Genomic DNA, 22,920 nt, shown 5'->3' with positions numbered 1-22,920 from the left:
ATCCCATGACGTCGTGCTCCGTTGCCAACCCGTACCGCCCCGAGGCTTCGCAGGATCCGTCCCAGCCGGATGCCGAGGAGCTGATGAGCCGGGACCAGATCGAGGCCCTGCAGACCGAGCGGCTGAACTGGACCCTGCACTACGCGTACGAGAACGTCCCGTCCTACAAGGAGCTCTTCGACGAGCACGGAGTGCACCCGGACGACTTCCGGGAGCTCGAGGACCTCGCCAAGTTCCCGTACACGGACAAGGAGTTCCTGCGGAAGGCCTACCCGTTCAAGTCCTTCGCCACGCCCATGTCCGAGATCCGCCGGATCCACGCGTCCTCGGGCACCACCGGCCAGCCCACCGTGGTGGCCTACACCGAGGAGGACCTCCTCACGTGGGGTTCCCTGGTGGCCCGCTGCTTCCGGATGTCCGGGATCACGCCCGGGGACAAGGTGCACAACGCGTACGGCTACGGCCTGTTCACCGGCGGCCTGGGCGCCCACTACGGCGCCGAGCGCCTGGGGTGCGCCGTGATCCCGATGTCCGGCGGGCAGACCGAGAAACAGGTGCAGCTGATCCGGGACTTCGAGCCCGAGGCGATCCTCTCCACGCCCACCTACCTGCTCACGATCGCGGACGGGTTCCGCAAGCTGGGCCTCGACCCGCGGGAGACCTCGCTCAAGCACGCCGTGCTGGGGGCGGAGCCGTGGACCGAGGAGATGCGCCACGAGATCGAGAAGACCTTCGGCATCACCGCGTGCGACATCTACGGGCTCTCCGAGGTCATGGGCCCCGGTGTGGCCGGCGAGTCCTGCGAGTCCCAGGACGGCTCGCACATCTGGGAGGACCACTTCCGCCCGGAGATCATCGACCCGTTCGACGACACCGTGCTGCCCACAGGCCGCCCCGGTGAGCTGGTGTTCACGGCGCTGACCAAGCAGGCGCTGCCGATCATCCGCTACCGCACGCACGACCTCACCCGCCTGCTGCCCGGCACCGCCCGTCCGGGGCACCGGCGCATGGGCCGCATCACCGGCCGCTCGGACGACATGATCATCCTGCGCGGCGTGAACCTGTTCCCCTCGCAGATCGAGGAGCTCGCGCTGAAGATCCCCGCGCTGTCCCCGCACTTCACGCTGGAGATCACCCGGCCGAACCGCATGGACCAGATGACCATCCACATCGAGCGCCGGGAGGACGCCACGGTGGAGGAGGCCCAGGAGGCCGGCCGCGCGCTGCAGCACGAGATCAAGACCAAGATCGGTTCCAGCGCGGCCATCGACATCGCGGAGCCCGGCACGCTGGAGCGCTCCTCGGGCAAGCTGCGCCGCGTGTACGACCGCCGCGACAAGTAGCTCCCCGCCCTGCCGCCGGTCCTCCGTGGGAGCGGGAGCCAGGTGACGAGCCGGTAACCTGAACATCCCGTCCCCCGGAAGATCGAGGCCCACGCCCATGTCCCCCGAGCGCACCACCGCCACCGCCGACGACGCCGCTGCCGCACCTCGGCGCGGCCGTCCCGGCTACGACCGCGAGACCCTGCTGTCCGTGTGCGTGGACGTGTTCAACCGCTACGGCTACGACGCCACGTCCATGGGGATGCTGTCCAAGCACCTGGGGATCTCCAAGTCCGCGATCTACCACCACGTGGAGTCCAAGGAGGAGATCCTGGGGCAGGCCTTGGACCGCGCCCTGGACGCCCTCGAGGCGGTCTTCGCGGAGGTGCTCGCGAGCGACAGCGGGCCCGTGGTCAAGCTCGAGCGGATCCTTGACGGCTCCGTGCGGGTGCTCGTGGCGCAGATGCCCTACGTGACGCTGCTGCTGCGGCTGCGCGGGAACTCGGAGGTCGAGGAGGCGGCGCTGCAGCGGCGTCGTACCCTGACGCGCAACCTGGAGGACCTGGTGCGCGAGGCCCAGGAGCTGGGCGAGCTGCGCACCGACATCTCGGGGAAGTCCGCGCCGCGCCTGATGCTGGGGATGGTCAACTCGATCGTGGACTGGTACCAGCCCGGGCGCTCCGGCACGGTGGACCAGCTGGCCGCGACCGTGGTGACCATGGTCTTCGCGGGCCTGCGGGCGTAGTCGGCGCTCCCGCCGGAGCTGCGCACGAGGTGCTGGCCGAGACGTCCCGCATTCGCCAGGTCTACATCACCACGGACGACGCCGCTGGGAACAGCCATGTGGTCGCGCTCTACCGCTCCCTGGGCTTCCGCCCCACCCCGGACCTGGGCTGCACCACGCTCGCGATCATGCGCTGAACGGGCCCGGGCTCTGCACCTGCTTCTTAAAACCCACGTGGGACGGGCGGTAACCCAGACGCTCGTAGAAACGGTGGGCGTCAGGCCGTGAGGTGTCGGTGGTCAGTTGCAGCAGCGAGCACCCCGAGGCGAGCGCAACGGCCTCCGCCCAGGTGAACATCCGCTCACCCAGCCCCTGGCCACGAAGGCTGGAGGACACCCGGACGGACTCGATCTGCAGACGGCGTGCGCCCCCGCGGGACAGGCCCGGGATCACCGTGAGCTGCAGGGTGCCCACCACGTCGCCCGCGTCGTTGTGGACGGCGGTCAGGAACTGGTGCGGATCGGCGTCGATCTCCTGGAAGGCGCGCTGGTAGACGCCCATGTCCCCGCCTTCGCGCGTGCTCCCCAGCGGATCGTCCGCCAGGAGGCGCACGAGCGCGGGGACATCCTCCAGACCCGCCCGGCCGGGGCGGCACCGGGACCCGTCCGGCAGCACCCACACGGCGTCCGTCACCTGGATGGTCACGCCACGTCCTGGTCCGCTTCGCCGTCCGGCACGGGCCACTGCTTGGCCACCAGGGTCAGGACGTCGTAGGTGGCCACGATCTCGTCCTTCTGGTTGGTCAGGCGGGCATCCCACGCCACCTCGCCGTACTCGTCCGTGACGCGCGGGGTGATCTTCTTGGCGGTCAGGGTCACGCGGATGGCGTCGTCGTAGGTCACCGGGGTGATGAAGCGAAGGTTCTCCAGCCCGTAGTTGGCGAGCACGGGCCCCGGGGCGGGTTCCACGAACAGCCCGGCGGCCCAGGAGACCAGCAGGTAGCCGTGGGCCACGCGGCGCGGGAAGAACGGGTTGGCCGTGGCGGCCTCCTCGTCCGTGTGCGCGTAGAAGGTGTCACCGGTCTTCTCCGCGAACTCCAGGATGTCCTCGAGCTTCACGGTGCGCAGGTCCGAGACGAACTGGTCCCCGATCCGCAGGGTCTCAAGGGACTTGCGGAAGGGGTGCTCGCCCGTGCCGTTCTCCACGTCTTCGCGGGTCACGGTGTTGGCGGTGGCGCCCCAGTGCCACTGACCGGTGATCCCGGTGAGCAGGTCCGGGGAGCCCTGCACGGCGGTGCGCTGCATGTAGTGCTTCACGGCGCGCACGCCGCCCAGCTCCTCGCCACCGCCGGCACGGCCGGGTCCGCCGTGCACCAGGTGGGGAACGGGCGAGCCGTGACCGGTGGAGGTCTTGGCGTCGTCGCGGTCCAGGAACAGCACGCGCCCGTGGTGCGCACCGATCCCGGACGCGAACTGCGCCGCGAGCTCGGGGGAGTGGGTGCACACGGTGGCCACCAGGGAACCGCCGCCCAGGGCGGCGATCTCCACGGCGTCCGCCACGTCACCCGAGTAGCCGAGCACGGAGGTGACCGGGCCGAACGCCTCGACCTCGTGCACGGCGGGGGTGCGGGCGTCGTCGAACGAGAGCAGGGTGACGGGGAAGAACGCGCCGTCCTGGGGCACGGAGGACAGCTCCTCGGGCCCGCCCAGCTCCACCGTGGCGCCGGCGTCGATCAGGGTGCGCACGGAGCGCAGCACCTCGGAGGCCTGGTCCTCGGAAGCGAGCGGGCCCACGGTGGTGGCGGGGTCCCGGGGATCGCCCACCACGCCGCGCTGCGCGACGCGCTCCTTCAGGGCCGCGACCACGGCCGGCTTGATCTCCTGCGGCACGATCACGCGGCGGACGGCCGTGCACTTCTGGCCGGCCTTGGCGGTGATCTCCAGAACCACGGACTTCACGAACGCCTCGAACTCGGGGGAGTCCTCGGTGACGTCCGGGGCCATGATGGCGGCATTGAGGGAGTCGGTCTCCGCAGTGAAGCGCACGCCCTTCTCCTGCACGTGGCTGTGCGCGCGCAGGGACCGGGCAGTGGCGGCGGAACCGGTGAACGCCACGTGGTCCCGGGCGTCCAGATGGTCCAGCAGGTCCCGGGCGGAGCCGGAAATGAGCTGCAGGGAACCCTCCGGCAGCAGCCCGGAGTCCAGCATGAGCCGCACGCACGCCTCGGTCACGTACCCGGTGGGGGTCGCGGGCTTCACGATGGTGGGTACCCCGGCGATGAACGCGGGCGCGAACTTCTCGAGCATGCCCCACACGGGGAAGTTGAACGCGTTGATCTGCACGGCCACACCGGGCAGCCGGGTGTAGATGTGCTCGCCCAGGAACGAGCCGTCCCGGGAGAGCTGCTCCACGGCACCGTCCACGATCACGTTCGCATTGGGCAGCTCGCGGCGCCCCTTGGAGGAGAACGTGAACAGCGTGCCGATGCCGCCGTCGATGTCGATCAGGTGGTCCTTGGCCGTGGCTCCCGTGGCGTAGGAGATCGCGTACAGCTCCTCCTTGTGCTCCCCGAGGTGCTGGGCCAGCTGCTTGAGGATCAGCGCGCGGTCGTGGATCCGCAGGGTCCCCAGGGACGCCTGGCCCACGGTGCGCGCGTACTCCACGGCACCGGCGGTGTCGATCCCGTCCGTGCTCACGCGCGCCACGAGCTCGCCGGTTGCGGCGTTGCGCACGTCCGCGACCTTCTGCGGATCCTCCGGGCGCCACCACTCACCCTTCACGAAGCTGGGCAGGATCTGCGGCTGCGAGGTGTCGGTTGCCTGGTTCTGGGTGCTCACGCGGGGTCCTCCGGACTGTCGCGGCCGTTAGCCGAACGATCGGTCAGTATTGCCCCCAGGATAACCTAGGTCACACAGGCACACCATGGCCGTCACGCGAGTTTCCCGCTCACGACGCCGCCCGGCGGGCTTTCCTGCGGAGCGCACCCGGACGGCGTCGTGCCCCCCACGACACGAGGAGCAGACATGCACGAGGACCCCACCCCCGCGGACGCACGCGTGGAGAACGAGCGGCGCGCGACGTCGTCGGACGAGCAGAAGGGCAGGGCCTTCGACCCCTGGAGCATCGAGCTGGGCGAGCTGGACCGGAAGATGGGTGTGGAGGTGGAGGAGCAGTCCGCCGAGCGGATCGTGGCGACCATGCCCGTGGAGGGCAACCGGCAGTCGCTGGGGCTGCTGCACGGCGGTGCGTCCGTGGCGCTCGGGGAGATGCTGGGCTCGTGGGCCGCGGTGATCCACGGCTCCACCATGGGCAAGGTGGCCGTGGGTGTGGACATCAACGCCACCCACCACGCCTCCGCCACGAGCGGGCGGGTGCGCGGGGTGGCCACGGCCATCCGCCTGGGCCGCACCATGACCAGCCACGAGGTGGTCATCACGCACATCGACACCGGCCGCCGGCTGTGCACGGTGCGGATTACCAACTTCCTCAAGGACGCACCGAGCTCCTGAGCTGTGCCTCGGCGTGCGGGCGGGACCTGGGGCGGCCCGGTGGGTCGCCGTGGGCGCCTCCCGGTCGCAGCCGGTGAACGCCGCCGACCCGGGGTGGCGCGCCCGCACGCACAGAGCCGCCCCGGCGCCGCAGGGTTGCGGTGCCGGGGCGGTTCGTCGTCCGCGGGAGGGCTGAGGAGCCCCTCGGTGCGGACGGGGTGAACGCGGGGGTCGGGGTGCGAAGTCAAAGGCCCCAATGACCTGCTGCGACCCCCGCGGGTCCGGTTCAGTCCGTGGCCGCTGGGCGGCTCAGAACTGGGCGCTCTCGGTGGAGCCCTTGAGAGCGATGGTCGAGGAGTTCGGGTTGACCACCTGGGACACCAGGTCGAAGTAGCCGGTGCCCACCTCGCGCTGGTGCTTGGTGGCGGTGTAGCCGCGCTCCTCGGCGGCGAACTCGCGCTCCTGCAGGTCCACGTAGGCGCTCATCTGGTTGCGGGCGTAGCCGTGGGCCAGGTCGAACATGGAATAGTTCAGGGCGTGGAAGCCCGCCAGGGTGATGAACTGGAAGCGGTAGCCCATGGCGGCGAGCTCGCGCTGGAACTTGGCGATGGTGTCGTCGTCCAGGTGCTTCTTCCAGTTGAAGGACGGCGAGCAGTTGTACGCCAGCATCTGGTCCGGGAACTCCTCGTGGACGGCCTCCGCGAACTGCTTGGCGAGCTCGAGGTCGGGCGTGCCGGTCTCCATCCAGATGAGGTCCGAGTACGGGGCGTACGCCTTGGCGCGGGCGATGCAGGGCTCGATGCCGTTGCGGACCTTGTAGAAGCCCTCCGCGGTGCGCTCGCCGGTGATGAACTCGGCGTCCTGCTCGTCCACGTCCGAGGTGATCAGCGTGGCTGCCTCGGCGTCCGTGCGGGCGATGATGATGCTGGGGACGTCCTCCACGTCCGCCGCCAGGCGTGCCGCGTTGAGGGTGCGCACATGCTGCTGGGTGGGGATCAGCACCTTGCCGCCCAGGTGGCCGCACTTCTTCTCGGAGGCCAGCTGGTCCTCCCAGTGCACGCCGGCCGCGCCCGCATCGATCATGGACTTCATGAGCTCGAACGCGTTGAGCGGTCCGCCGAAGCCGGCCTCCGCGTCCGCGACGATCGGCGCCATCCAGTTCTCCACGGTGTGGACGTCCTCGGCGTGCTCGATCTGGTCCGCGCGCTTGAGCGCGTTGTTGATCCGGCGCACCACCTGCGGAACGGAGTTCGCGGGGTAGAGGGACTGGTCCGGGTAGGTCTGGCCCGCCAGGTTGGCGTCACCGGCCACCTGCCAGCCGGAGAGATAGATGGCCTTGAGCCCGGCCTTGACCTGCTGGACCGCCTGGTTGCCGGTCAGAGCGCCCAGAGCATTGATGTAATCCTCCGAGTTGAGCAGGTTCCAGAGTCGCTCCGCGCCGCGCCGGGCGTTGGTGTGCTCTTCTCGAAAGGAGCCCTGCAGACGCAGGACCTCCTCGGGGGCGTAGTCACGGGTCACGCCCGCCCAGCGGGGGTTCTCCTCCCAGTCGCGGGCCAGCTCGGCGGCGCTGCGGAGGTTGCTGTTCTCGGTGCTCATCTCGGTCTCCTTCGATCGGTCGTCCGGGCGGTACGGGGAAGTTTCGCCCGGGTAACTTGATGAGTTCTACTTTTGCCGCGATCTGCACCCCTGAAAAGGGGTTTTCCGAGTGAAGAACCGCATTTCTTCACGCCTGAGAAAATTGGTTCTAAACTCGGGGTATGACCCCGACCACAGGCCCCCGCAGGCGGCGCCGCACCGTCGACGCCGCTCCCTCCCCCTCCGCCACCGGTCGCACCCCCGCGGACACCGCCGGGGGGACGACCCCCGCCGCGCGCGGCACCGCGGGGTCGCGGACCCCCTCGGCGGCCGCTGCCGGCCGTGACGGCAGCGGTGCCGGACGCGCGGTACCCGGCGCGGCGGCGTCGTCCTCCGGGGGCCGCGACGCCCTGCGGGGCTCACGCACCGGAGCGGGAACCGGTGCGGGCGCCCGGACGCCGTCCCCGGTGCCGCCGGAGGAGGCGGGGGACCCCACGGACCCGATCGTGCTGGGGCGCCGGATCCGGTACCGCCGCAAGCGGCTGCGGATCACCCTGGAGGAGCTCGCGCGCACCGTGGGAATGGCACCCAGTGCGCTGTCCCTGATCGAGAACGGCAAGCGCGAGCCCAAGCTCAGCACCCTCTCGGCCCTGGCCGGTGCGCTGGACATGGGTGTGGAGCAGCTGCTCGGGTCCAAGGCGCCGTCCCGCCGCATGGAGCTGGAGATCCAGGTGGAGCGGGTGCAGCGCGGGCCCATGTACGCGGCCCTCGGGCTGCCCACCGTGCGCGTGGGTCCGGGGATGAGTACCGAGACCCTCGAGGCGCTCGCGGCCCTGCAGCAGCAGCTCGGCCAGCGCCTGGAGGAGCAGGCCGCCACCCCGGAGGAGGCCCGGCGCGCCAACACTCAGCTGCGCGCGCGGATGCAGGGTGTGAACAACTACTTCGAGCGCATCGAGACCATGGCTGCGGAGCTGCTGGCCGCGATCAAGCACACGGGCGGGCCGCTGTCCGAGCACCACATCTCCCGGCTCGTGGAGCACGTGGGCTTCGAGATCCACCAGGTCCCGGACCTGCCGCACTCCACGCGCTCCGTGACGGACCTGCGCAACCGGCGGTTCTACCTGCCCACCTCCGCGGGGGCGGGCTCTCCGTGGTCCGTGCTGCTGCAGGCTGTGGGGCACCACCTGCTGGAGCACCGCCGGCCCGCGGACTACGGCGAGTTCCTGGAGCAGCGCGTTGAGACCAACTACTTTGCCGCGGCGCTGATGATTCCTGAGGCCTCGGCGGTGGACCTGCTGGCCCGCGCCAAGTCCCAGCGGGAGCTGTCCGTGGACGACCTCCGGGACGCGTTCGCGGTGTCCCACGAGACCGCCGCGCACCGGATGACCAACCTGATGACCCACCACTTCGACATCCCCACGCACTTCGAGAAGGTGCACTCCTCCGGGATCATCCACAAGGCGTGGCAGAACGACGGCCTGCAGTTCCCCACGGACCACAGCGGTGCCGTGGAGGGTCAGCGCGCGTGCCGGTTCTTCTCCGCCCGCCAGGCGTTCTCGGGCACCAACAGGTTGCTGTCCCACTTCCAGTACACGGACACCCCGCACGGCACGTACTGGTGCTCGGCGCGCGTGGAGGGCTCCGAGCACGGCGAGTTCTCCATCTCCTTCGGGGTGCCCTACGAGCACGTCAAGTGGTTCCGCGGCCGCGCCACCTCCTACCGGCGCACCTCCACGTGCCCGGACCCCGCGTGCTGCCAGCAGCCCTCCCCGGCGCTCGCGGACCAGTGGGAGGGGCAGGCCTGGCCCTCGGCGCGTCCGGCCACCCACATGCTCGCGGCCATGCCCGCCGGAGCGTTCCCCGGAGTGGACGAGACGGAGGTCTTTCGGTTCCTGCAGCGCCACGCGCCCGCCGTTGAACTGGACGAAGACCTCGCGTAACCTCCATCACATTCCTACTGCCGCGTAGCCTGCCGTCCGCGGGCCCGTGCGTGTTCCGTTCCGGGGCGCCGTCGGGTCCATCGCACCCGGGCCACTCCGGGGGCGACGACGCCGCGCGGCCCCGTCCGCGACGAAAGGCCAGTCCCATGACCATCTCCACGTGCGACCTCTACGACGAGCGCGGTGACGAGCTGCAGTCCGTGACCACCCAGTTCATCTCGGTGGGCGGTGTGCACCAGTTCACCGGCCCCATCCGCACGGTGCGGTGCTTCGAGTCCAACGTGGACGTCAAGGAGCTGGTGGCCACCCCGGGTGAGGGCGCGGTGCTCGTGGTGGACGGGCAGGGCTCCATGAACTGCGCGCTGCTGGGGGACAACGTGGCACGCACCGCCATGGAGAACGGCTGGGCCGGACTGGTGATCAACGCCCCCGTGCGGGACCGTGTGGAGCTCGGCACCCTGGAGATCGGCGTCAAGGCGCTGGGCACCAACCCCCGCAAGTCCTCGCCCAACGACTTCGGAGAGACGGACGTGATCCTCAACTTCGGCGGCGTCACCTTCCGGCCCGGCAAGACCCTGTGGGCGGACGAGGACGGGATCCTCGTGGAGCGCTGAGGTGCGCGTCCCCGTGCGGGCGCAGGGGGCGGCCACCGGGGATCCGGCAGACGAGAGGAGCGGACCCGCCGCAGCGGGACCGCTCCTCTCCTGTCGCTGGTCAGGCGTTGCCTGCCAGGGGTGTGAGCGCTACTTCTGGGCCTCGAACGCGGACCCGTTCCACGTCCACTGCACCGTCTCCCCGGTGAGAACGCCGTCCGAGCCCACGACCTTCTGGGTCACAGTGGGTTCCCCGGCGGCATCGATCGTCACGCCCGCCTGCTCGAACGGGTACTGCGACTTGTCCGACCCAGGCAGCGTGCCGTGGGAGTCGTAGCCCTTCTCGGTGGGGCTGATCACCGTGACGCCCATGCTGTCCGAGAAGTAGACGTTGCCGTACTTGTCCACGGGATTCTTGGGGTCCACCTCCCACAGCTGGTCGCCGATCATGGGTTCGGCGCCGAACGAGACGGCGGTGGTCTTCTCCGGGGAGGAGGCGTATCCCACGGGCTGGCCGTTCTGGTAGACGGCATAGCTGGGCCGCTTCCCCTGGGGGGCCATGTCCGGCACGGTGGTCAGCGTGTAGGACACGATCTCCATGGGTCCGAACGCGGGGTGCTCGACCTTCACGCGGGCGGTCTCCTCGCACACCCCGGCGCACGGGTCCTTCACGGTGGGCAGCGTGGAGCCGGAGCCGGGCGCCCCGCTCGCGGAGGGCGCGGCGCTGGCGGCGGGTGAGCCGGCGGCGTCGCCCCCGCCGGTCGTGGCAGCGGGACTGGCCGGTGCGGACGACGCCGCTGCGGCCTGGGTCTGCGAGGCGGCCGGGCTGCTCGCCTCGGCGGACTCCCCACCCTGTCCGCACCCCACGAGGAGCGGGACGGCCACGGCGGCTGCGGTCACGATCTTGAGCTTCTGGCTGTTCATGGTTCTCACCTTTCGGATGGATCACCTGCGATTGCCAACACCTCCACCCTGCGACCTCGTATTTGCAATAGCAACACCTGTGATGCAATCGTGACCGGCGCCCGCCTCGCTCCTGCTCCGTGCGCCCGCACTCGATCGCCTCGGCACTCTCGGACGGGAGTTCATGGTCCGCAGCTCGGGTGTCCTGGTGGGTGGCGCAGCGCGGGCGGCCCTGGAGGTGGGCGGCCCGGAATCGAGAACGAGCGGCCCACACACTGCTGTGCGAGCCGCTCGTCTTCGTCCCCTCCGGTCCCAACCCCGGTTCTCTCCCCATCTCCCCGCGCCGGGTCCCAACCCCGGCGCCGACCCATTTCTCCCCTCCGGGTGGGGGCCCGGATCCTTCGGGTGGGACACGCTCTACCTTGAAGCAGGAGATTTGCGTGTGCAACCGTCCGTGACCGATTCGTGACAGGAAAATGCCCGCCACCCGGGGCCTCCGGGTGGCGGGCTGCAGTGCAGAACACCACTCTGACGTGCTCAGACGGTGCGCGCGGCGTCAGGAGTAGTCGTAGAAGCCCTTCCCGGACTTCTTGCCCAGTTCACCGCGCTCCACCATGTCCCGCATGAGCTGCGGGGGAGCGAAGCGGGGTCCGAGCTCCTTCTCCAGGTACTCGGCGATCCCCAGGCGGACGTCCAGGCCCACGATGTCCGTCAGCGCAAGCGGACCCACGGGGTGCTTGTAGCCGAGCACCATGGCGTTGTCGATGTCCTCGGGGGAGGCCACACCCTCCTCGACCATGCGGATGGCCTCGAGCCCCAGGGCCACACCCAGGCGGGAGGATGCGAAACCGGGGGCGTCCTTGACGGTCACGGGGGTCTTGCCGAGACCCGCGACCCACTGTGCGGTGAGGTCCTGCATGTCCTGCCCGGTGCGCTCGCCCACCACGATCTCCACGAGCTTGGAGGCCGGAACCGGGTTGAAGAAGTGCATGCCGCAGAAGCGCTCGGGGCGCTGCAGCTCGGCGGCGAGCCCGTCGATGGACAGGGAGGACGTGTTGGAGGCGAGCCACGCGTCCTCGCGCAGGTTGGCCTCCACGTTCTGCAGGGAGGAGACCTTGAGGTCCCAGAGCTCGGGGACGGCCTCAACCGCCAGGTCGCACTGTGCGAAGTCCGCGTAGTCCACGCTCACCGCGAAATTCTCGGTCCACACGTCCAGGTTGCCGTCGATCTTCCCGCGCTCCAGGGACTTGGCGAGGTCGGACTCCACGCGCTCCTTCGCCGCCTCCGCGGCGGGGGCGTCCACCTCCACCACGGTCACGCGGGATCCTGCGATCAGGAACGCGTGCGCGATGCCCGCACCCATGCGGCCACCACCCAGCACACCCACGGTGGCGGGAACAGCGGACTCGGTCTTCTTGGTCATTTTGTGGGCTCCTTCTTGCGATCCAGGAACGCTTGCATGCGGTCGAACTTGGCCTGCGACTCGAACAGGACGGCCTGCGCGAGCTCATCCACGTGGGGGTGCGCCTCGCGCGGCATGGCGAACACCCGCTTGGAGATCCGCACGGCCAGCGGGTCCTGCGCGGCGATCCGGTCCGCGAGCGCGTCCGCGGCGGTCAGCAGCTCGTCCGGCTCGTGGATCTCGGTGATCAGGCGGGCCTCCAGGGCCTCGTCCGCGGAGAGGATGCGCCCGGCCATCAGGATGTCCTTGGCCAGGGCCTCCCCCGCGAGCTCCTTGAGCCGCCACAGGGCGCCGGCCGCCGCGATGATGCCCAGCCCGGTCTCCGGCTGACCCACCTTCAGGCGCGGTGTGCCGATCCGGAAGTCCGCGGCCCACGCGAGCTCCGCGCCGCCGCCCAGGGCGTAGCCGTCCAGGGCAGCGACCACGGGCATGGGCAGCTTGGCGATCCGGTCGAAGATCTGCGAGTTCACTCCGCGCAGGGCGTCCTCACGGCGCCGCTCGCGCAGCTGGGCGATGTCCGCACCGGAGGCGAAGATCCCCTTGCCGTTCACGCGGGTGCCGCTGAGCACCATGATCTTCGGCTCGCGCTCCAGGTGCCCACACACCGTGTGCAGCTCGTCCACCATGACCTGGTCGATCGCGTTGCGCACGTCCGGGCGGTCCAGGGCCACGTGCAGGCGGTCCGGGCGCTCGCTCACACGCAGCGCCTCGAAGTCCGCGGCCCACGCGGGTGTTCCGCCCGCTGCCTGCTCCTCCGAGGTGGCTGCCGCGGGGGAGTCGCCGGTGGCCATGGTGCCGGGGGCGGCGGCCCCCGCCGTGTTCCCGTTCTCCGAGGACGACGCCGCGGCGGTGCCGTCCGCGCGGGGGTCGCGTGCGGCGTCGTCGTGCGTGGTGTTCGTGTCCGTCACGGCCGGATCACACCCGCTCGATCAGCAGGGCGGCGCCCTGGCCCACGCCGATGCACATGGTGGCCAGGCCCTTGGCGGTGCGCTCGCGCTCCATGCGGCCCATCAGGGTGATCACGATGCGCGAGCCGGAGGAGCCCAGCGGGTGACCGAGGGCAATGGCGCCGCCGTCCCGGTTGACGATCTCGGGATCCAGGCCGAGGCGGCGGATGGAGCCGAGGGACTGCGTGGCGAAGGCCTCGTTGATCTCCACGGAGCCGAGGTCCCCCACGGACCAGCCCGCGCGCTCGAGGACCTTCTCGGACGCGGGCACCGGGCCCAGGCCCATGATCTCGGGCGCGAGACCGGCGGAGGCGCCGTCCACCACCCGGGCCCGGGCGGTGAGACCGTACTTGGTCACGGCACGCTCGCTGGCCACGATCACGGCGGATGCGCCGTCGTTGAGCGAGGACGAGTTGCCGGCGGTGACCACGGAGCCGCCCTTCACCACGGGGCGCAGCTTGGCGAGCACCTCGGTGGTGGAGCCCTCGCGGGGGCCCTCGTCCGTGTCCACCACGGTGACCGCACCCTTGCGGCCCCTGACCTCCACCGGGACGATCTCGTCCGTGAAGTGCCCCGCCGCGATGGCCGCGAGCGCCTTGCGGTGGGACTCCGCCGCGAACTCGTCCGCGTCCTCGCGGGAGATGCCGTCCACACGGGCGACCTCCTCCGCGGTCTCCGGCATGGAGTAGGTCATCTTGCCGTCCCGGGAGAGCGGGCCGTCCACGAACGCGGGGTTGGGGAAACGCCAGCCGATCGAGGTGTCGTAGACCTCACCGGGCTTGGCGAACGCCGTGGTGGGCTTCTCCATGACCCACGGGGCGCGGGACATGGACTCCACGCCGCCGGCCACCACGATGTCCGCAGCACCCGACTTGATCATCTGCGAGGCGATCGTGATCGCGGACATGCCCGAGGCGCACAGCCGGTTCACCGTGATCCCGGGAACGGTGTCCGGGTAGCCGTTGAGCAGCCACGCCATGCGGGCCACGTTGCGGTTCTCCTCACCGGCGCCGTTGGCGTTGCCCAGGATGACCTCGTCCACCAGGGAGGGGTCGATCCCGGAGTCCTCCACCACGGAGCGGATGCACAGGGCGGCGAGGTCGTCCGGACGCACCGAGGACAGGGCCCCTCCGTAGCGGCCCACGGGAGTGCGGGCTCCTCCGACGAGAAAGGCGTGGGGCATCTCGGACATGGCATCTCCTCAGGTGCAATAACTGACCGTTCGTTCTAGTTCAGGTTCCCCGATCGTGTGAGCCACGTCAATCGGTGACCGTGCATGTCAGCCTCTGTCCGAACAGACCGCGGGCCCGGCATCCTGGGCGGATGCCGGGCCCGCGGTGGGGAACCGGTCAGCCCCCGAGTGCACACCGACCGGGAGCTGTGGAGCGCGAGGCTCAGTGGCGCGCGGTGTCCGTGCCCGTCTCGGGCTCGCCGGCCACCGGGGCCACGGTCTCGCCCGGGTGGGAGCGCACGTACTCCTCGTGCACCTCGGCCACGTGCAGGTCCTTGCCCTGGTCCGACTTCTTCACGAAGCACACCGCGATGAAGGACACCAGGGACAGCAGGGCGATGTAGAGCCCGATGGTCCAGGCCTGGCCCGTGCGGCCCAGCAGCAGCTCCGCGATCATGGGGGCGAACGCACCGCCGATGATCGAGCCGAGGGCGTAGCCGATCGAGACGCCCGAGTAGCGGACGCGGGCCGGGAACATCTCCGCGTACATCGCGGACTGCGGACCGTAGGACGGGCCCAGGCCCATGGTGAGGATGAAGATGGCCAGTGCGAACAGCGGCAGGGACGCCGTGTTGAGCATCCACCACATGGGGATGGCCCACAGGATGATGATGCCGTAGCCGATCTGGAACGTGAGCTTGCGCCCGATTCGGTCCGACATCCACCCGCCGAGCATGGTGAAGATGAGCCAGCCCACGCCGCCCACGATGGAGGCGATCAGCGTCTCGGGGCGGGACATGCCCAGCGCCTTGGTGCCGTAGGACGCGAAGAACGCGATCACCAGGTAGCCCGCGGCGTTGTTGCCCGCGAAGATCAGCGCGGCCAGGAGCACCTCGCGCGGGTTCTTGCGGAACAGCTGGCCCAGGGGTGCGGAGGACTCCTTGGCGCGCTGCTGCATCTCCAGGAACACCGGGGACTCGTCCACGGAGCGGCGGATGATCCAGCCCACGAAGATCAGCACGATGGAGAAGAGGAACGGCACGCGCCAGCCCCAGGTCTCGAACTGCTCGGGGGTCAGGGTGGTGGTCAGGAAGAACATGAACAGGGTGGCCATGAGCATGCCGATCGGCACGCCGATCTGCGGGTAGGCGCCGAACAGGCCGCGCTTGTTCACGGGCGCGTGCTCCACGGACATCAGGGCCGCCCCGCCCCACTCGCCGCCGGCGGAGAAGCCCTGCAGGATGCGCAGCAGGATCAGCAGGATGGGTGCCGCGATGCCGATCTGCTCGTACGTGGGCAGCAGGCCGATCAGCGTGGTGGCCGCACCCATGCCGAACAGGGTCATCACCAGGGTCACCTTGCGGCCGAACCGGTCGCCGATGTGCCCCGCCACGATGGCCCCGAGCGGGCGGAACAGGAAGCTGATGCCCAGGGACGCCCAGGAGACCACCTGCGCGAGCTGCGCGTTCTCCGCACCCAGGGGGTTGAAGAAGTGGGCGGCCAGGATGAAGGCGGCCGCCTGCGCGTAGATGAAGAAGTCGTACCACTCGATGGTGGTGCCCACGAGGGTTCCCGCAAGGACCTTGCGCTCTTCTCGTGACATGGTGCGGCCCTGAGCGGGCGCTGTGGTGGTTGCCATGTGGGGTCTCCAGGATCGTCGGACCGGAGTCCGTGGGGTGCCAGTGGCGGATGGGTCACGCATTAACCGACCAAATGGTCGTGAAGTGAGTGTAGAGCTGGATGTGAACCGCGTCACCCGCTTCGTGTATCAAATCGTATATGTTACGTCGGGTGCAAGGGGCTCGGCGTCTCGACCTCTCGCCCGGTCCTGACATGGTCGGTGGCGCGGACCGCACCGTTCCGAGCGGGGGCGGGCCTGCGTACCCTGGAGCAAAGACCACCGCGAGTGAGGACAGCCGACATGACCGAGACCACTCTCAACGACAAGAAGGCGCTCGTGACCGGCGGTGCCAGCGGCATCGGAGCCGCCGCGGTCCGGGCGCTCGCCGCGCGCGGCGCCCACATGGTGGTCGCGGACATCGACCACGACGCCGCCCAGCGCCTCGCGGACGAGGTGGGCGGTGAGGCGTGGGCCGTGGACCTCACGGACACCGCCGCGCTCGCGGAGCTGCGCCTGGACGTGGACGTGCTGGTCAACAACGCGGGCATCCAGAAGGTCTCGCCCGTCCAGGACTTCGACCCCGCGGACCTGCACCGGATCCTCACCCTCATGCTGGAGTCCCCGTTCCTGCTGATCCGCGCCGCCGTCCCCCACATGTACGAGCAGGGGTGGGGTCGGATCGTCAACGTGTCCTCGGTGCACGGGCTGCGGGCGTCCGCGTTCAAGTCCGCGTACGTGGCGGCCAAGCACGGACTCGAGGGGCTCTCCAAGGCCGTGGCCCTGGAGGGTGCGCCGCACGGTGTCACGAGCAACTGCGTGAACCCCAGCTACGTGCGCACCCCGCTGGTGGACAAGCAGATCACGGACCAGGCGGCCACGCACGGCATCCCGGAGGAGCAGGTGGTCGAGAAGATCATGCTCACCGAGTCCGCGATCAAGCGCCTCGTGGAGCCCGAGGAGGTGGGCGAGCTGATCGCCTTCCTGGCCGGGCCGTCCGCGGGTATGGTCACGGGCTCCTCCTACGCCATGGACGGCGGCTGGATGGCCTCCTGAGCCGACGACGCCGCCCGCGCGCCTGCCGCGCCACGCGTTCGGCGGCCGGGACGCGGACCGTCTACGCTGAGATGCGGATCACACGTGCACACAATGCGAAAGGGTGGCCATGTCCAAACTCAGAGACAGCGCGGCGGAGCTGCTGGCCGAGACCCTGCGGGACGGCATGACGCTCGCGGTGGGCGGTTTCGGGCTCTCCGGTGTCCCGCGGGATCTCATCGAGGCGGTGCGGGAGAGCGGGGTCAAGGACCTCACGGTGGTCTCCAACAACATGGGCGTGGACGGCAAGGGTCTGGGGCTGCTGCTCGAGAACCGCCAGGTCTCCAAGGTGCTGGCCTCCTACGTGGGGGAGAACAAGGAGTTCGCGCGCCAGTTCCTGGAGGGTGAGCTGGAGGTGGAGTTCAACCCCCAGGGCACCCTCGCGGAGCGGCTGCGGGCCGGCGGCGCGGGAATCCCCGCGTTCTACACCGCCACCGGTGTGGGCACACCCGTGGCGGAGGGCAAACCCACCGCCGAGTTCGACGGCCGCACGTACGTGCAGGAGCGCGGGATCGTGGCGGACGTGGCCCTGGTGCACGCGTGGCGCGGAGACACGGACGGAAACCTGGTCTACCGGCGCACGTCCCGCAACTTCAACCCGGTGTGCGCGGCGTCCGGGAGGGTCACCTTCGCGGAGGTCGAGGAGATCGTGGCCCCCGGCGAGCTGGACCCGGACCACATCGTGACCCCGGGGGTGTACGTGCAGCACGTGGTGCAGTACTCGGGAGCGCCCAAGGAGATCGAGCAGCGCACCACCCGGCCTCGGCCAGACGCGCAGGGCGCGGGCGGCGTCGAGGGAGGAGCGGCATGAGCTGGACACGCGACGAGATGGCGGCCATCGCGGCGTCGGAACTGGCGGACGGCGACTACGTGAACCTGGGGATCGGCATCCCCACGCTCGTGGCCAACAACCTGCCGCCGGGCGTGAGCGTGGTGCTGCAGTCCGAGAACGGCGTGCTGGGCATGGGCCCGTTCCCGTACGAGGGGGACGAGGACCCGGACCTCATCAACGCCGGGAAGCAGACCATCACGCTGCAGCCGGGGGCGGCGATCTTCGACTCCGCCACGTCCTTCGGGATGATCCGCGGCGGGCACGTGAAGATGGCCATCCTGGGCGCCATGCAGGTCTCCGAGACCGGGGACCTGGCCAACTGGATGATCCCGGGCAAGATGGTCAAGGGCATGGGCGGCGCCATGGACCTCGTGGCCGGAACCCCTCGCGTGCTGGTGCTCACCGAGCACGTGGCCAAGGACGGCTCCGCGAAGCTCAAGCGCGAGTGCGACCTCCCGCTCACCGGGGTGGGCGTGGTGGACCGCATCATCACGGACCTGTGCGTGTTCGACGTCGAGGAGGCCGGACTGGTGCTGCGCACCCTGGCCCCCGGCGTGACCGAGGCCGAGGTGGCCGAGAAGACCGAAGCGAACTACCGGGTGGATCTGGTGGACGTGACCCCCGATTCCGTACCCGTTCAGGAGGAACAGTGACAGAGAACGCCAATGACATCGTGATCGTCAACGGGGCGCGCACCCCGCAGGGCAAGCTGCTGGGGGCCCTCGCGTCCCAGAGCGCCGTGGACCTGGGGGCGCACGCCATCAAGCACGCCCTCCAGCGCGCGGGTGTGGCCCCGGAGGACGTGGACTACGTCTACATGGGCAACGTGGTGCAGGCCGGCGGCGGGCAGAACCCCGCCAAGCAGGCCGCCGTGGCCGCGGGGCTTCCCATGACCGTGCCCGCCATGAGCCTGAACAAGGTGTGCCTGTCCGGGCTGGTGGCCGTGACCGAGGCCGCGCGGATGATCCGCGCGGGCGAGGCGGACGTCGTCGTCGCCGGCGGCATGGAGTCCATGACCAACGCCCCGCACCTGGCGCTGGGGGCTCGCAAGGGGACGTCCTACGGGGACATGACCCTCGCCGACTCACTGGCCCACGACGGCCTGGTGGACGTGGAGCTGCAGATCCCCATGGGGGAGCTGACCGAGACCGGCAACTCCGAACGCTCCATCTCCCGCGAGGAGCAGGACCAGGTGGCCGCCCGCAGCCACCAGCTCGCGGGCAAGGCGCAGCAGGACGGCGTGTTCGCGGACGAGATCGCCCCGATCGAGATCCCGCAGCGCAAGGGCGATCCCGTGACGGTGTCCGAGGACCAGGGCGTGCGCCCGAACTCCACGGCCGAGGGGCTCGGCAAGCTCCGGGCCGCCTTCACCAAGGACGGCACCATCACCGCGGGCAACTCCTCCCCGATCTCCGACGGCGCGGCCGCCATGGTGCTGACCACGCGCGGCTACGCGCAGGAGCACGGCCTGGACTGGCTCGCCGTGGTGGGCAGGCCCGGGCAGGTGGCCGGGCCTGACACCTCCCTGCACTCGCAGCCCTCGCGCGCGATCGAGCACGCACTGTCCCGCGCGGAGTGGACCGCGGCGGATCTGGACTTCATCGAGATCAACGAGGCGTTCGCCGCGGTGTCCGTGCAGTCCGTCCGGGACCTCGGCGTGGACATGGACAAGGTCAACATCCACGGCGGCGCGATCGCCCTGGGCCACCCCATCGGTGCGTCCGGTGCCCGCCTGGCGCTGCACGCGGCCATGGAGCTCGCGCGCCGCGGCTCCGGCAAGGCCGCGGTCTCGCTGTGCGGCGGCGGCGGTCAGGGCGAGGCCCTGCTGCTGAGCCGCTGACACGAGTGGTGCCGCCGGGCGGCGCCGCACGACCGACGGGGTGTCCCACTCACCAGAGCGGGGCGCCCCGTTCTCGTGGCCCGGGGCATGGGCGGAGGGTCGGGCCCGGGGGTGGGTGGTGGCCCCGCAGGTCCGGGCGGACACGTCATGTCGGCCGCTGCGGGTGCGGGACCCGTGCCACGGAGCGCACGCGTCAGTAGGCTGATGAGGGCAAGCGGTCCGAGGGTGGGCGGCGGTGCGGTTCCCGCTCGGGACACGCGCGCTGCGTCCGACCACGGGCCACCGCGCGACCCGGGAGGGAACATGGCACATCCGGAATCCACACCCGCTGCCCCGTCCGCAGAATCGGGCAGGAGCGAGAGGACGGCTGACCGGGCGGCGTCGACCCCGGACGTCACCCGCACCCGGAAGCGGGCCGCGCTGTCCGGGTTCCTGTTCGGCTGCGGGATCGCGGCGGCCATGATCGACCTGTTCATCTTCCACCTGGGCCTGCAGTGGCACCACTTCTACGACCTCTCCACGCACGAGGTCGCTCTCGTGACCGACGGCTTCTTCCATGCTTTCGCATGGTTCATCACGGTGTGGGGCCTGTTCATGCTGGCCGACGTGCGACGTCGTGGCGGGGTGCAGTGGCCCCACTGGGCGGGTGCCGTGGTTCTGGGCGTGGGCTCCTTCCAGCTCTTCGACGGGATCGTGGACCACAAGCTGCTGGGCATCCACCAGATCCGCTACGGCGTGGACCTGCTGCCGTACGACCTGGTGTGGAACGGCACGGCCGTAATTCTCATGCTCGTGGGGTACCTCGTGATGCGGCGCGGCGTCCGGGCGTACCGGGCGGCGTGATGGGCCCGGGGACCCTGGTTCTCCCCGGGTGGCCGGCCCTCCTGGGGCTCCCGGCGTACGCGGTGCACGCGGAGGAGCAGGAGTCACCGGGGGAGCAGGGGCACCACCAGCGCGGGGACCACGGGCAGCACGGTGGCGGTGCCGCTGGGCACGCGGACGCCGCAGTGGCCGCTCCGTGGTCGGCCTTCGAGTGGCTGGTCCTCGTGCTCCTGCTGCTCGCCGCAGTGGCGTACTGCTGGTGCCTGTGGGCCGGGCGCGGGCGACGCGGCGTGGCCACCTGGCGCCCGGTCTGCTTCCTCGCGGGTCTGGCGTGCGTGGGTGTCGGGCTGGTGGGGCCCGTGGCCCAGGCCGGTCACGCGAGCTTCACGGTGCACATGGTGGGGCACCTGCTGGTGGGGATGATCGGGCCGTTGCTCCTGGTGCTGGGCGCCCCGGTGCGGGTGCTGCTGCGCGGGCTGCCCACGGCCGGGGCCCGGAGGGTCACGCGGGTGCTGCGGTTCCCGTGGATCCGGTGCGTGATGCACCCCGCGGTGGCCGCCGTGCTCAACGCCGGTGGACTGTGGCTGCTCTACACCACCGGGCTGTTCCACTGGATGCACGCCTCGGCGCTCGGCCACGCGGTGGTGCACACGCACATCTTCCTGGCCGGGTACGTGTTCACCGCCTCGATCGCCGGGCCGGACCCGGATCCGCACCGCTCGTCCTTCCGCGTGCGCGCGACCGTCCTGGTGCTGTTCATCGCCGCCCACTCCATCCTGGCCAAGTGGCTGTTCGTCCATCCGCCCGCGGGGGTGGCGCCCGTGGACGCGGAGGTCGGAGCGCAGCTCATGTACTACGGCGGGGACGTGGTGGACGTGGCCCTCATCGTGCTGCTGTTCCTGGGCCACCACCGGGCGACGGCGCCGGGAGAGCCCGGCGCCCGGCACCCGGAGGTCACGGCGCGCAATCGGGCGTGAGCGGGCGGGGCGGGAGCGGGGCCGCGTGGGTCTGCGCCGCGCCGTCGTGGGCACGTGGCACGAGGCGGGGGGACGGGCGGGACTGCGGATGCGCACGAGGCGGGAAGGCGCGCGGGACCGTCACACTGCGCGCACACCATGTAACGCATGTCACTTTCCTTAGGATCGGGGCGGTACCTGATCCGAACCACCCCTGAGGAACCCCCATGAGCTCCCCGCAGCACTCCCCGGCCCGAGCGGCCTCCTCCGAACCGTTCCTGGCCCGCGCCATGCGCCCCGTCAACTACGTGGTGGAGCGGTTCATCCCCTCCGCACTGATCTTCGCGATCGTGCTGACCGCGGTGGTCGGCGTCATGGCGCTGCTCCTCACGGACGCGAGCCCCGTGGCCGTGATCGAGGGGTGGGGGGCCGGGCTCTCCGGACTGCTCGCGTTCATGACCCAGATGGCCCTGGTGCTGCTGCTGGGCCACGCCCTCGCGAGCACCCGGCCCGTGCGGGCGCTGCTCGGGCGGCTCGCGGCCATGCCGCAGACCGCGCTGGCCGCGTACGTGTTCGTGTTCGTGGTGGCCGCGGTGGCGTGCCTCATCACATGGGGCTTCGGCCTGGTGGTGGGCGGGCTGCTTGCGCGCGAGGTGGCCGCCGAGTTCTCCCGGCGCGGCACCCCCGTGAGCTTCCCGATGCTCGTGGCCGCCGGCTTCTCCGGCATGGTCGTGTGGCACATGGGGTACTCCGGCTCTGGTCCGCTCACCGCGGCCACCCCCGGCTCCTTCATCGAGCAGCAGGTGGGTCACGTCATCCCCGTCTCCGAGACCACGTTCTCCTGGTGGAACATGACCGCCGCGGTGGTCACCGTGGTCCTCGTGGCGCTGGCCCTGTGGCTCGTGGCCCCGCGCTCCGTCCCCGAGTCCCACAGCATCACCGCCGAGGCGCTCGCGCAGTCCGAGCAGCGAATTCCCGAGCCCGCGATCGAGGCCCCCGCCGACCACCTGGACGCCTCCCGGATCCCCACCCTGTTCGTGGGTCTCGCGCTCGTGGCCTATCTGGTCATCCACTTCACGGGTGGCGGCAGCGTCACCCTGGACATCGTGAACTGGATGTTCCTGGCCCTGATCTTCCTGCTGTCCCGCAACGCGTTCGAGGTCATGGCTCTGGTGAAGAACGCCGCCGCGAACGTGGGCGACATCCTGCTGCAGTTCCCGCTGTACGCCGGGATCATGGGCATCATGACCGCCACGGGGCTGATCCAGGTGCTCTCCGACTCCATCGTGGCGGTCGCCACCCCGCAGACCCTGGGCCTGCTGGCCTTCCTCTCCGCAGGCCTGGTCAACTTCTTCGTCCCGTCCGGCGGTGGTCAGGTGGCCATCCAGGCACCCATCCTGCTCGACGCCGCCGCCCGCCTGGGCGTGGACCCGTCCGTGATCATCATGTCCGTGGCGTACGGCGACCAGTGGACCAACATGATCCAGCCGTTCTGGGCCCTGCCCCTGCTGGCGATCGCCGGGCTGAAGATCCGGGACATTCTCAGCTACACCACCGTGGTGCTCATCGTCTCCGGCCTGGTCTTCGGGGCCACCATGCTCGTGGTGGGCGCGGGCGCCTGAGCACGACGCC

At 70.4% G+C, this 22,920-nt stretch carries 21 protein-coding genes; 13 read left to right on the top strand and 8 right to left on the bottom strand.

Annotation, left to right across the window (positions count from 1 at the left end; genetic code table 11):
- Window positions 1–5 precede the first annotated feature (5 nt).
- From P8S73_RS06260 to P8S73_RS06250, 3 genes are all read left to right on the top strand, one after another.
- Window positions 6–1,343, top strand: a complete 1,338-nt coding sequence (locus P8S73_RS06260) for a phenylacetate--CoA ligase family protein (protein WP_047979481.1) — start codon at window positions 6–8, stop codon at window positions 1,341–1,343.
- 97 nt (window positions 1,344–1,440) lie between these two features.
- Window positions 1,441–2,067: a TetR/AcrR family transcriptional regulator gene (locus tag P8S73_RS06255; RefSeq protein WP_047979482.1), complete on the top strand. Its 627-nt coding sequence runs from the start codon at window positions 1,441–1,443 to the stop codon at window positions 2,065–2,067.
- Window positions 2,068–2,096: 29 nt separating this feature from the next.
- The gene (locus tag P8S73_RS06250) at window positions 2,097–2,243 is read left to right on the top strand and encodes a hypothetical protein (protein WP_019309849.1); all 147 of its coding nucleotides are present in this window, start codon (window positions 2,097–2,099) and stop codon (window positions 2,241–2,243) included.
- Here the strand turns inward: P8S73_RS06250 and P8S73_RS06245 are convergent.
- Complete coding sequence (locus P8S73_RS06245; protein ID WP_249494115.1) at window positions 2,233–2,751, bottom strand: GNAT family N-acetyltransferase; 519 nt, start codon at window positions 2,749–2,751, stop codon at window positions 2,233–2,235. The genes P8S73_RS06250 and P8S73_RS06245 overlap by 11 nt on opposite strands.
- Window positions 2,748–4,883, bottom strand: a complete 2,136-nt coding sequence (gene paaZ, locus P8S73_RS06240; protein WP_191871868.1) for a phenylacetic acid degradation bifunctional protein PaaZ — start codon at window positions 4,881–4,883, stop codon at window positions 2,748–2,750. Before paaZ ends, P8S73_RS06245 begins: the two co-directional genes overlap by 4 nt.
- Before the next feature lie 186 nt (window positions 4,884–5,069).
- On the opposite strand from paaZ, the gene P8S73_RS06235 reads away from it, so the two are divergent.
- The gene (locus tag P8S73_RS06235) at window positions 5,070–5,555 is read left to right on the top strand and encodes a hotdog fold thioesterase (protein ID WP_223110042.1); all 486 of its coding nucleotides are present in this window, start codon (window positions 5,070–5,072) and stop codon (window positions 5,553–5,555) included.
- 288 nt (window positions 5,556–5,843) lie between these two features.
- Here the strand turns inward: P8S73_RS06235 and aceA are convergent, their stop codons facing one another.
- Window positions 5,844–7,130 (bottom strand): isocitrate lyase, encoded by a 1,287-nt coding sequence (aceA, locus tag P8S73_RS06230; RefSeq protein ID WP_102614021.1) that lies wholly within the window; start codon window positions 7,128–7,130, stop codon window positions 5,844–5,846.
- A 161-nt stretch (window positions 7,131–7,291) separates the two neighbouring features.
- On the opposite strand from aceA, the gene P8S73_RS06225 reads away from it, so the two are divergent.
- A complete protein-coding gene (locus P8S73_RS06225; protein ID WP_223246185.1) occupies window positions 7,292–9,049 on the top strand; it encodes a helix-turn-helix domain-containing protein in 1,758 nt (585 codons plus the stop codon).
- A 146-nt stretch (window positions 9,050–9,195) separates the two neighbouring features.
- Window positions 9,196–9,663 (top strand): ribonuclease E activity regulator RraA, encoded by a 468-nt coding sequence (gene rraA / locus P8S73_RS06220; protein ID WP_102614022.1) that lies wholly within the window; start codon window positions 9,196–9,198, stop codon window positions 9,661–9,663.
- Between the two features lie 129 nt (window positions 9,664–9,792).
- On the opposite strand, the gene P8S73_RS06215 is transcribed toward rraA, so the two are convergent.
- The 5 genes from P8S73_RS06215 to P8S73_RS06195 form a co-directional block, all read right to left on the bottom strand.
- A complete protein-coding gene (locus P8S73_RS06215) occupies window positions 9,793–10,566 on the bottom strand; it encodes a hypothetical protein (protein WP_039101613.1) in 774 nt (257 codons plus the stop codon).
- Between the two features lie 535 nt (window positions 10,567–11,101).
- Complete coding sequence (locus P8S73_RS06210; protein WP_191871866.1) at window positions 11,102–11,968, bottom strand: 3-hydroxyacyl-CoA dehydrogenase family protein; 867 nt, start codon at window positions 11,966–11,968, stop codon at window positions 11,102–11,104.
- Complete coding sequence (locus P8S73_RS06205) at window positions 11,965–12,915, bottom strand: enoyl-CoA hydratase/isomerase family protein (RefSeq protein ID WP_223110041.1); 951 nt, start codon at window positions 12,913–12,915, stop codon at window positions 11,965–11,967. Before P8S73_RS06205 ends, P8S73_RS06210 begins: the two co-directional genes overlap by 4 nt.
- A 7-nt stretch (window positions 12,916–12,922) precedes the next feature.
- Window positions 12,923–14,146, bottom strand: coding sequence for a thiolase family protein (locus P8S73_RS06200; protein WP_059281762.1), 1,224 nt, complete (start codon window positions 14,144–14,146; stop codon window positions 12,923–12,925).
- Window positions 14,147–14,348: 202 nt separating this feature from the next.
- Window positions 14,349–15,764, bottom strand: a complete 1,416-nt coding sequence (locus P8S73_RS06195; RefSeq protein ID WP_191871864.1) for an MFS transporter — start codon at window positions 15,762–15,764, stop codon at window positions 14,349–14,351.
- Window positions 15,765–16,046: 282 nt separating this feature from the next.
- On the opposite strand from P8S73_RS06195, the gene P8S73_RS06190 reads away from it, so the two are divergent.
- From P8S73_RS06190 to P8S73_RS06160, 7 genes are all read left to right on the top strand, one after another.
- A complete protein-coding gene (locus P8S73_RS06190) occupies window positions 16,047–16,799 on the top strand; it encodes a 3-hydroxybutyrate dehydrogenase (protein ID WP_121241442.1) in 753 nt (250 codons plus the stop codon).
- 109 nt (window positions 16,800–16,908) lie between these two features.
- Entirely contained in the window at window positions 16,909–17,649 is a 741-nt protein-coding gene (locus tag P8S73_RS06185; protein ID WP_019309862.1) for a CoA transferase subunit A, read from the top strand.
- On the top strand, window positions 17,646–18,323 hold the full coding sequence (locus P8S73_RS06180; protein ID WP_102614028.1) for a CoA transferase subunit B: 678 nt from the start codon (window positions 17,646–17,648) through the stop codon (window positions 18,321–18,323). Before P8S73_RS06185 ends, P8S73_RS06180 begins: the two co-directional genes overlap by 4 nt.
- Window positions 18,320–19,510, top strand: a complete 1,191-nt coding sequence (locus P8S73_RS06175; RefSeq protein ID WP_121241440.1) for an acetyl-CoA C-acetyltransferase — start codon at window positions 18,320–18,322, stop codon at window positions 19,508–19,510. The genes P8S73_RS06180 and P8S73_RS06175 overlap by 4 nt, the downstream gene beginning before the upstream one ends.
- Before the next feature lie 303 nt (window positions 19,511–19,813).
- Window positions 19,814–20,353: a DUF2243 domain-containing protein gene (locus P8S73_RS06170; protein WP_144802032.1), complete on the top strand. Its 540-nt coding sequence runs from the start codon at window positions 19,814–19,816 to the stop codon at window positions 20,351–20,353.
- On the top strand, window positions 20,353–21,309 hold the full coding sequence (locus tag P8S73_RS06165; protein ID WP_223110040.1) for a cytochrome c oxidase assembly protein: 957 nt from the start codon (window positions 20,353–20,355) through the stop codon (window positions 21,307–21,309). The genes P8S73_RS06170 and P8S73_RS06165 overlap by 1 nt, the downstream gene beginning before the upstream one ends.
- Window positions 21,310–21,515: 206 nt before the next feature.
- Window positions 21,516–22,910, top strand: a complete 1,395-nt coding sequence (locus P8S73_RS06160) for a short-chain fatty acid transporter (protein ID WP_191871862.1) — start codon at window positions 21,516–21,518, stop codon at window positions 22,908–22,910.
- The last annotated feature ends 10 nt before the right edge of the window (window positions 22,911–22,920 follow it).

It is taken from the genome of Kocuria sp. ChxB, from assembly GCF_044359605.1.
GTDB lineage: Bacteria > Actinomycetota > Actinomycetes > Actinomycetales > Micrococcaceae > Kocuria > Kocuria rhizophila.
This window is presented reverse-complemented; position numbering and strand designations above follow the sequence as displayed.

Bases quoted from the DNA above. Each gene is read 5' to 3' on its own strand.
- P8S73_RS06200 (WP_059281762.1), bottom strand. From the start codon at position 14,146: ATGTCCGAGATGCCCCACGCCTTTCTCGTCGGAGGAGCCCGCACTCCC.
- P8S73_RS06225 (WP_223246185.1), top strand. From the start codon at position 7,292: ATGACCCCGACCACAGGCCCCCGCAGGCGGCGCCGCACCGTCGACGCC.
- P8S73_RS06165 (WP_223110040.1), top strand. From the start codon at position 20,353: ATGGGCCCGGGGACCCTGGTTCTCCCCGGGTGGCCGGCCCTCCTGGGG.
- P8S73_RS06215 (WP_039101613.1), bottom strand. From the start codon at position 10,566: ATGAACAGCCAGAAGCTCAAGATCGTGACCGCAGCCGCCGTGGCCGTC.
- P8S73_RS06160 (WP_191871862.1), top strand. From the start codon at position 21,516: ATGAGCTCCCCGCAGCACTCCCCGGCCCGAGCGGCCTCCTCCGAACCG.
- P8S73_RS06190 (WP_121241442.1), top strand. From the start codon at position 16,047: ATGACCGAGACCACTCTCAACGACAAGAAGGCGCTCGTGACCGGCGGT.
- P8S73_RS06260 (WP_047979481.1), top strand. From the start codon at position 6: ATGACGTCGTGCTCCGTTGCCAACCCGTACCGCCCCGAGGCTTCGCAG.
- P8S73_RS06210 (WP_191871866.1), bottom strand. From the start codon at position 11,968: ATGACCAAGAAGACCGAGTCCGCTGTTCCCGCCACCGTGGGTGTGCTG.
- aceA (WP_102614021.1), bottom strand. From the start codon at position 7,130: ATGAGCACCGAGAACAGCAACCTCCGCAGCGCCGCCGAGCTGGCCCGC.
- P8S73_RS06235 (WP_223110042.1), top strand. From the start codon at position 5,070: ATGCACGAGGACCCCACCCCCGCGGACGCACGCGTGGAGAACGAGCGG.
- P8S73_RS06195 (WP_191871864.1), bottom strand. From the start codon at position 15,764: ATGGCAACCACCACAGCGCCCGCTCAGGGCCGCACCATGTCACGAGAA.
- P8S73_RS06180 (WP_102614028.1), top strand. From the start codon at position 17,646: ATGAGCTGGACACGCGACGAGATGGCGGCCATCGCGGCGTCGGAACTG.
- rraA (WP_102614022.1), top strand. From the start codon at position 9,196: ATGACCATCTCCACGTGCGACCTCTACGACGAGCGCGGTGACGAGCTG.
- P8S73_RS06185 (WP_019309862.1), top strand. From the start codon at position 16,909: ATGTCCAAACTCAGAGACAGCGCGGCGGAGCTGCTGGCCGAGACCCTG.
- P8S73_RS06255 (WP_047979482.1), top strand. From the start codon at position 1,441: ATGTCCCCCGAGCGCACCACCGCCACCGCCGACGACGCCGCTGCCGCA.
- P8S73_RS06170 (WP_144802032.1), top strand. From the start codon at position 19,814: ATGGCACATCCGGAATCCACACCCGCTGCCCCGTCCGCAGAATCGGGC.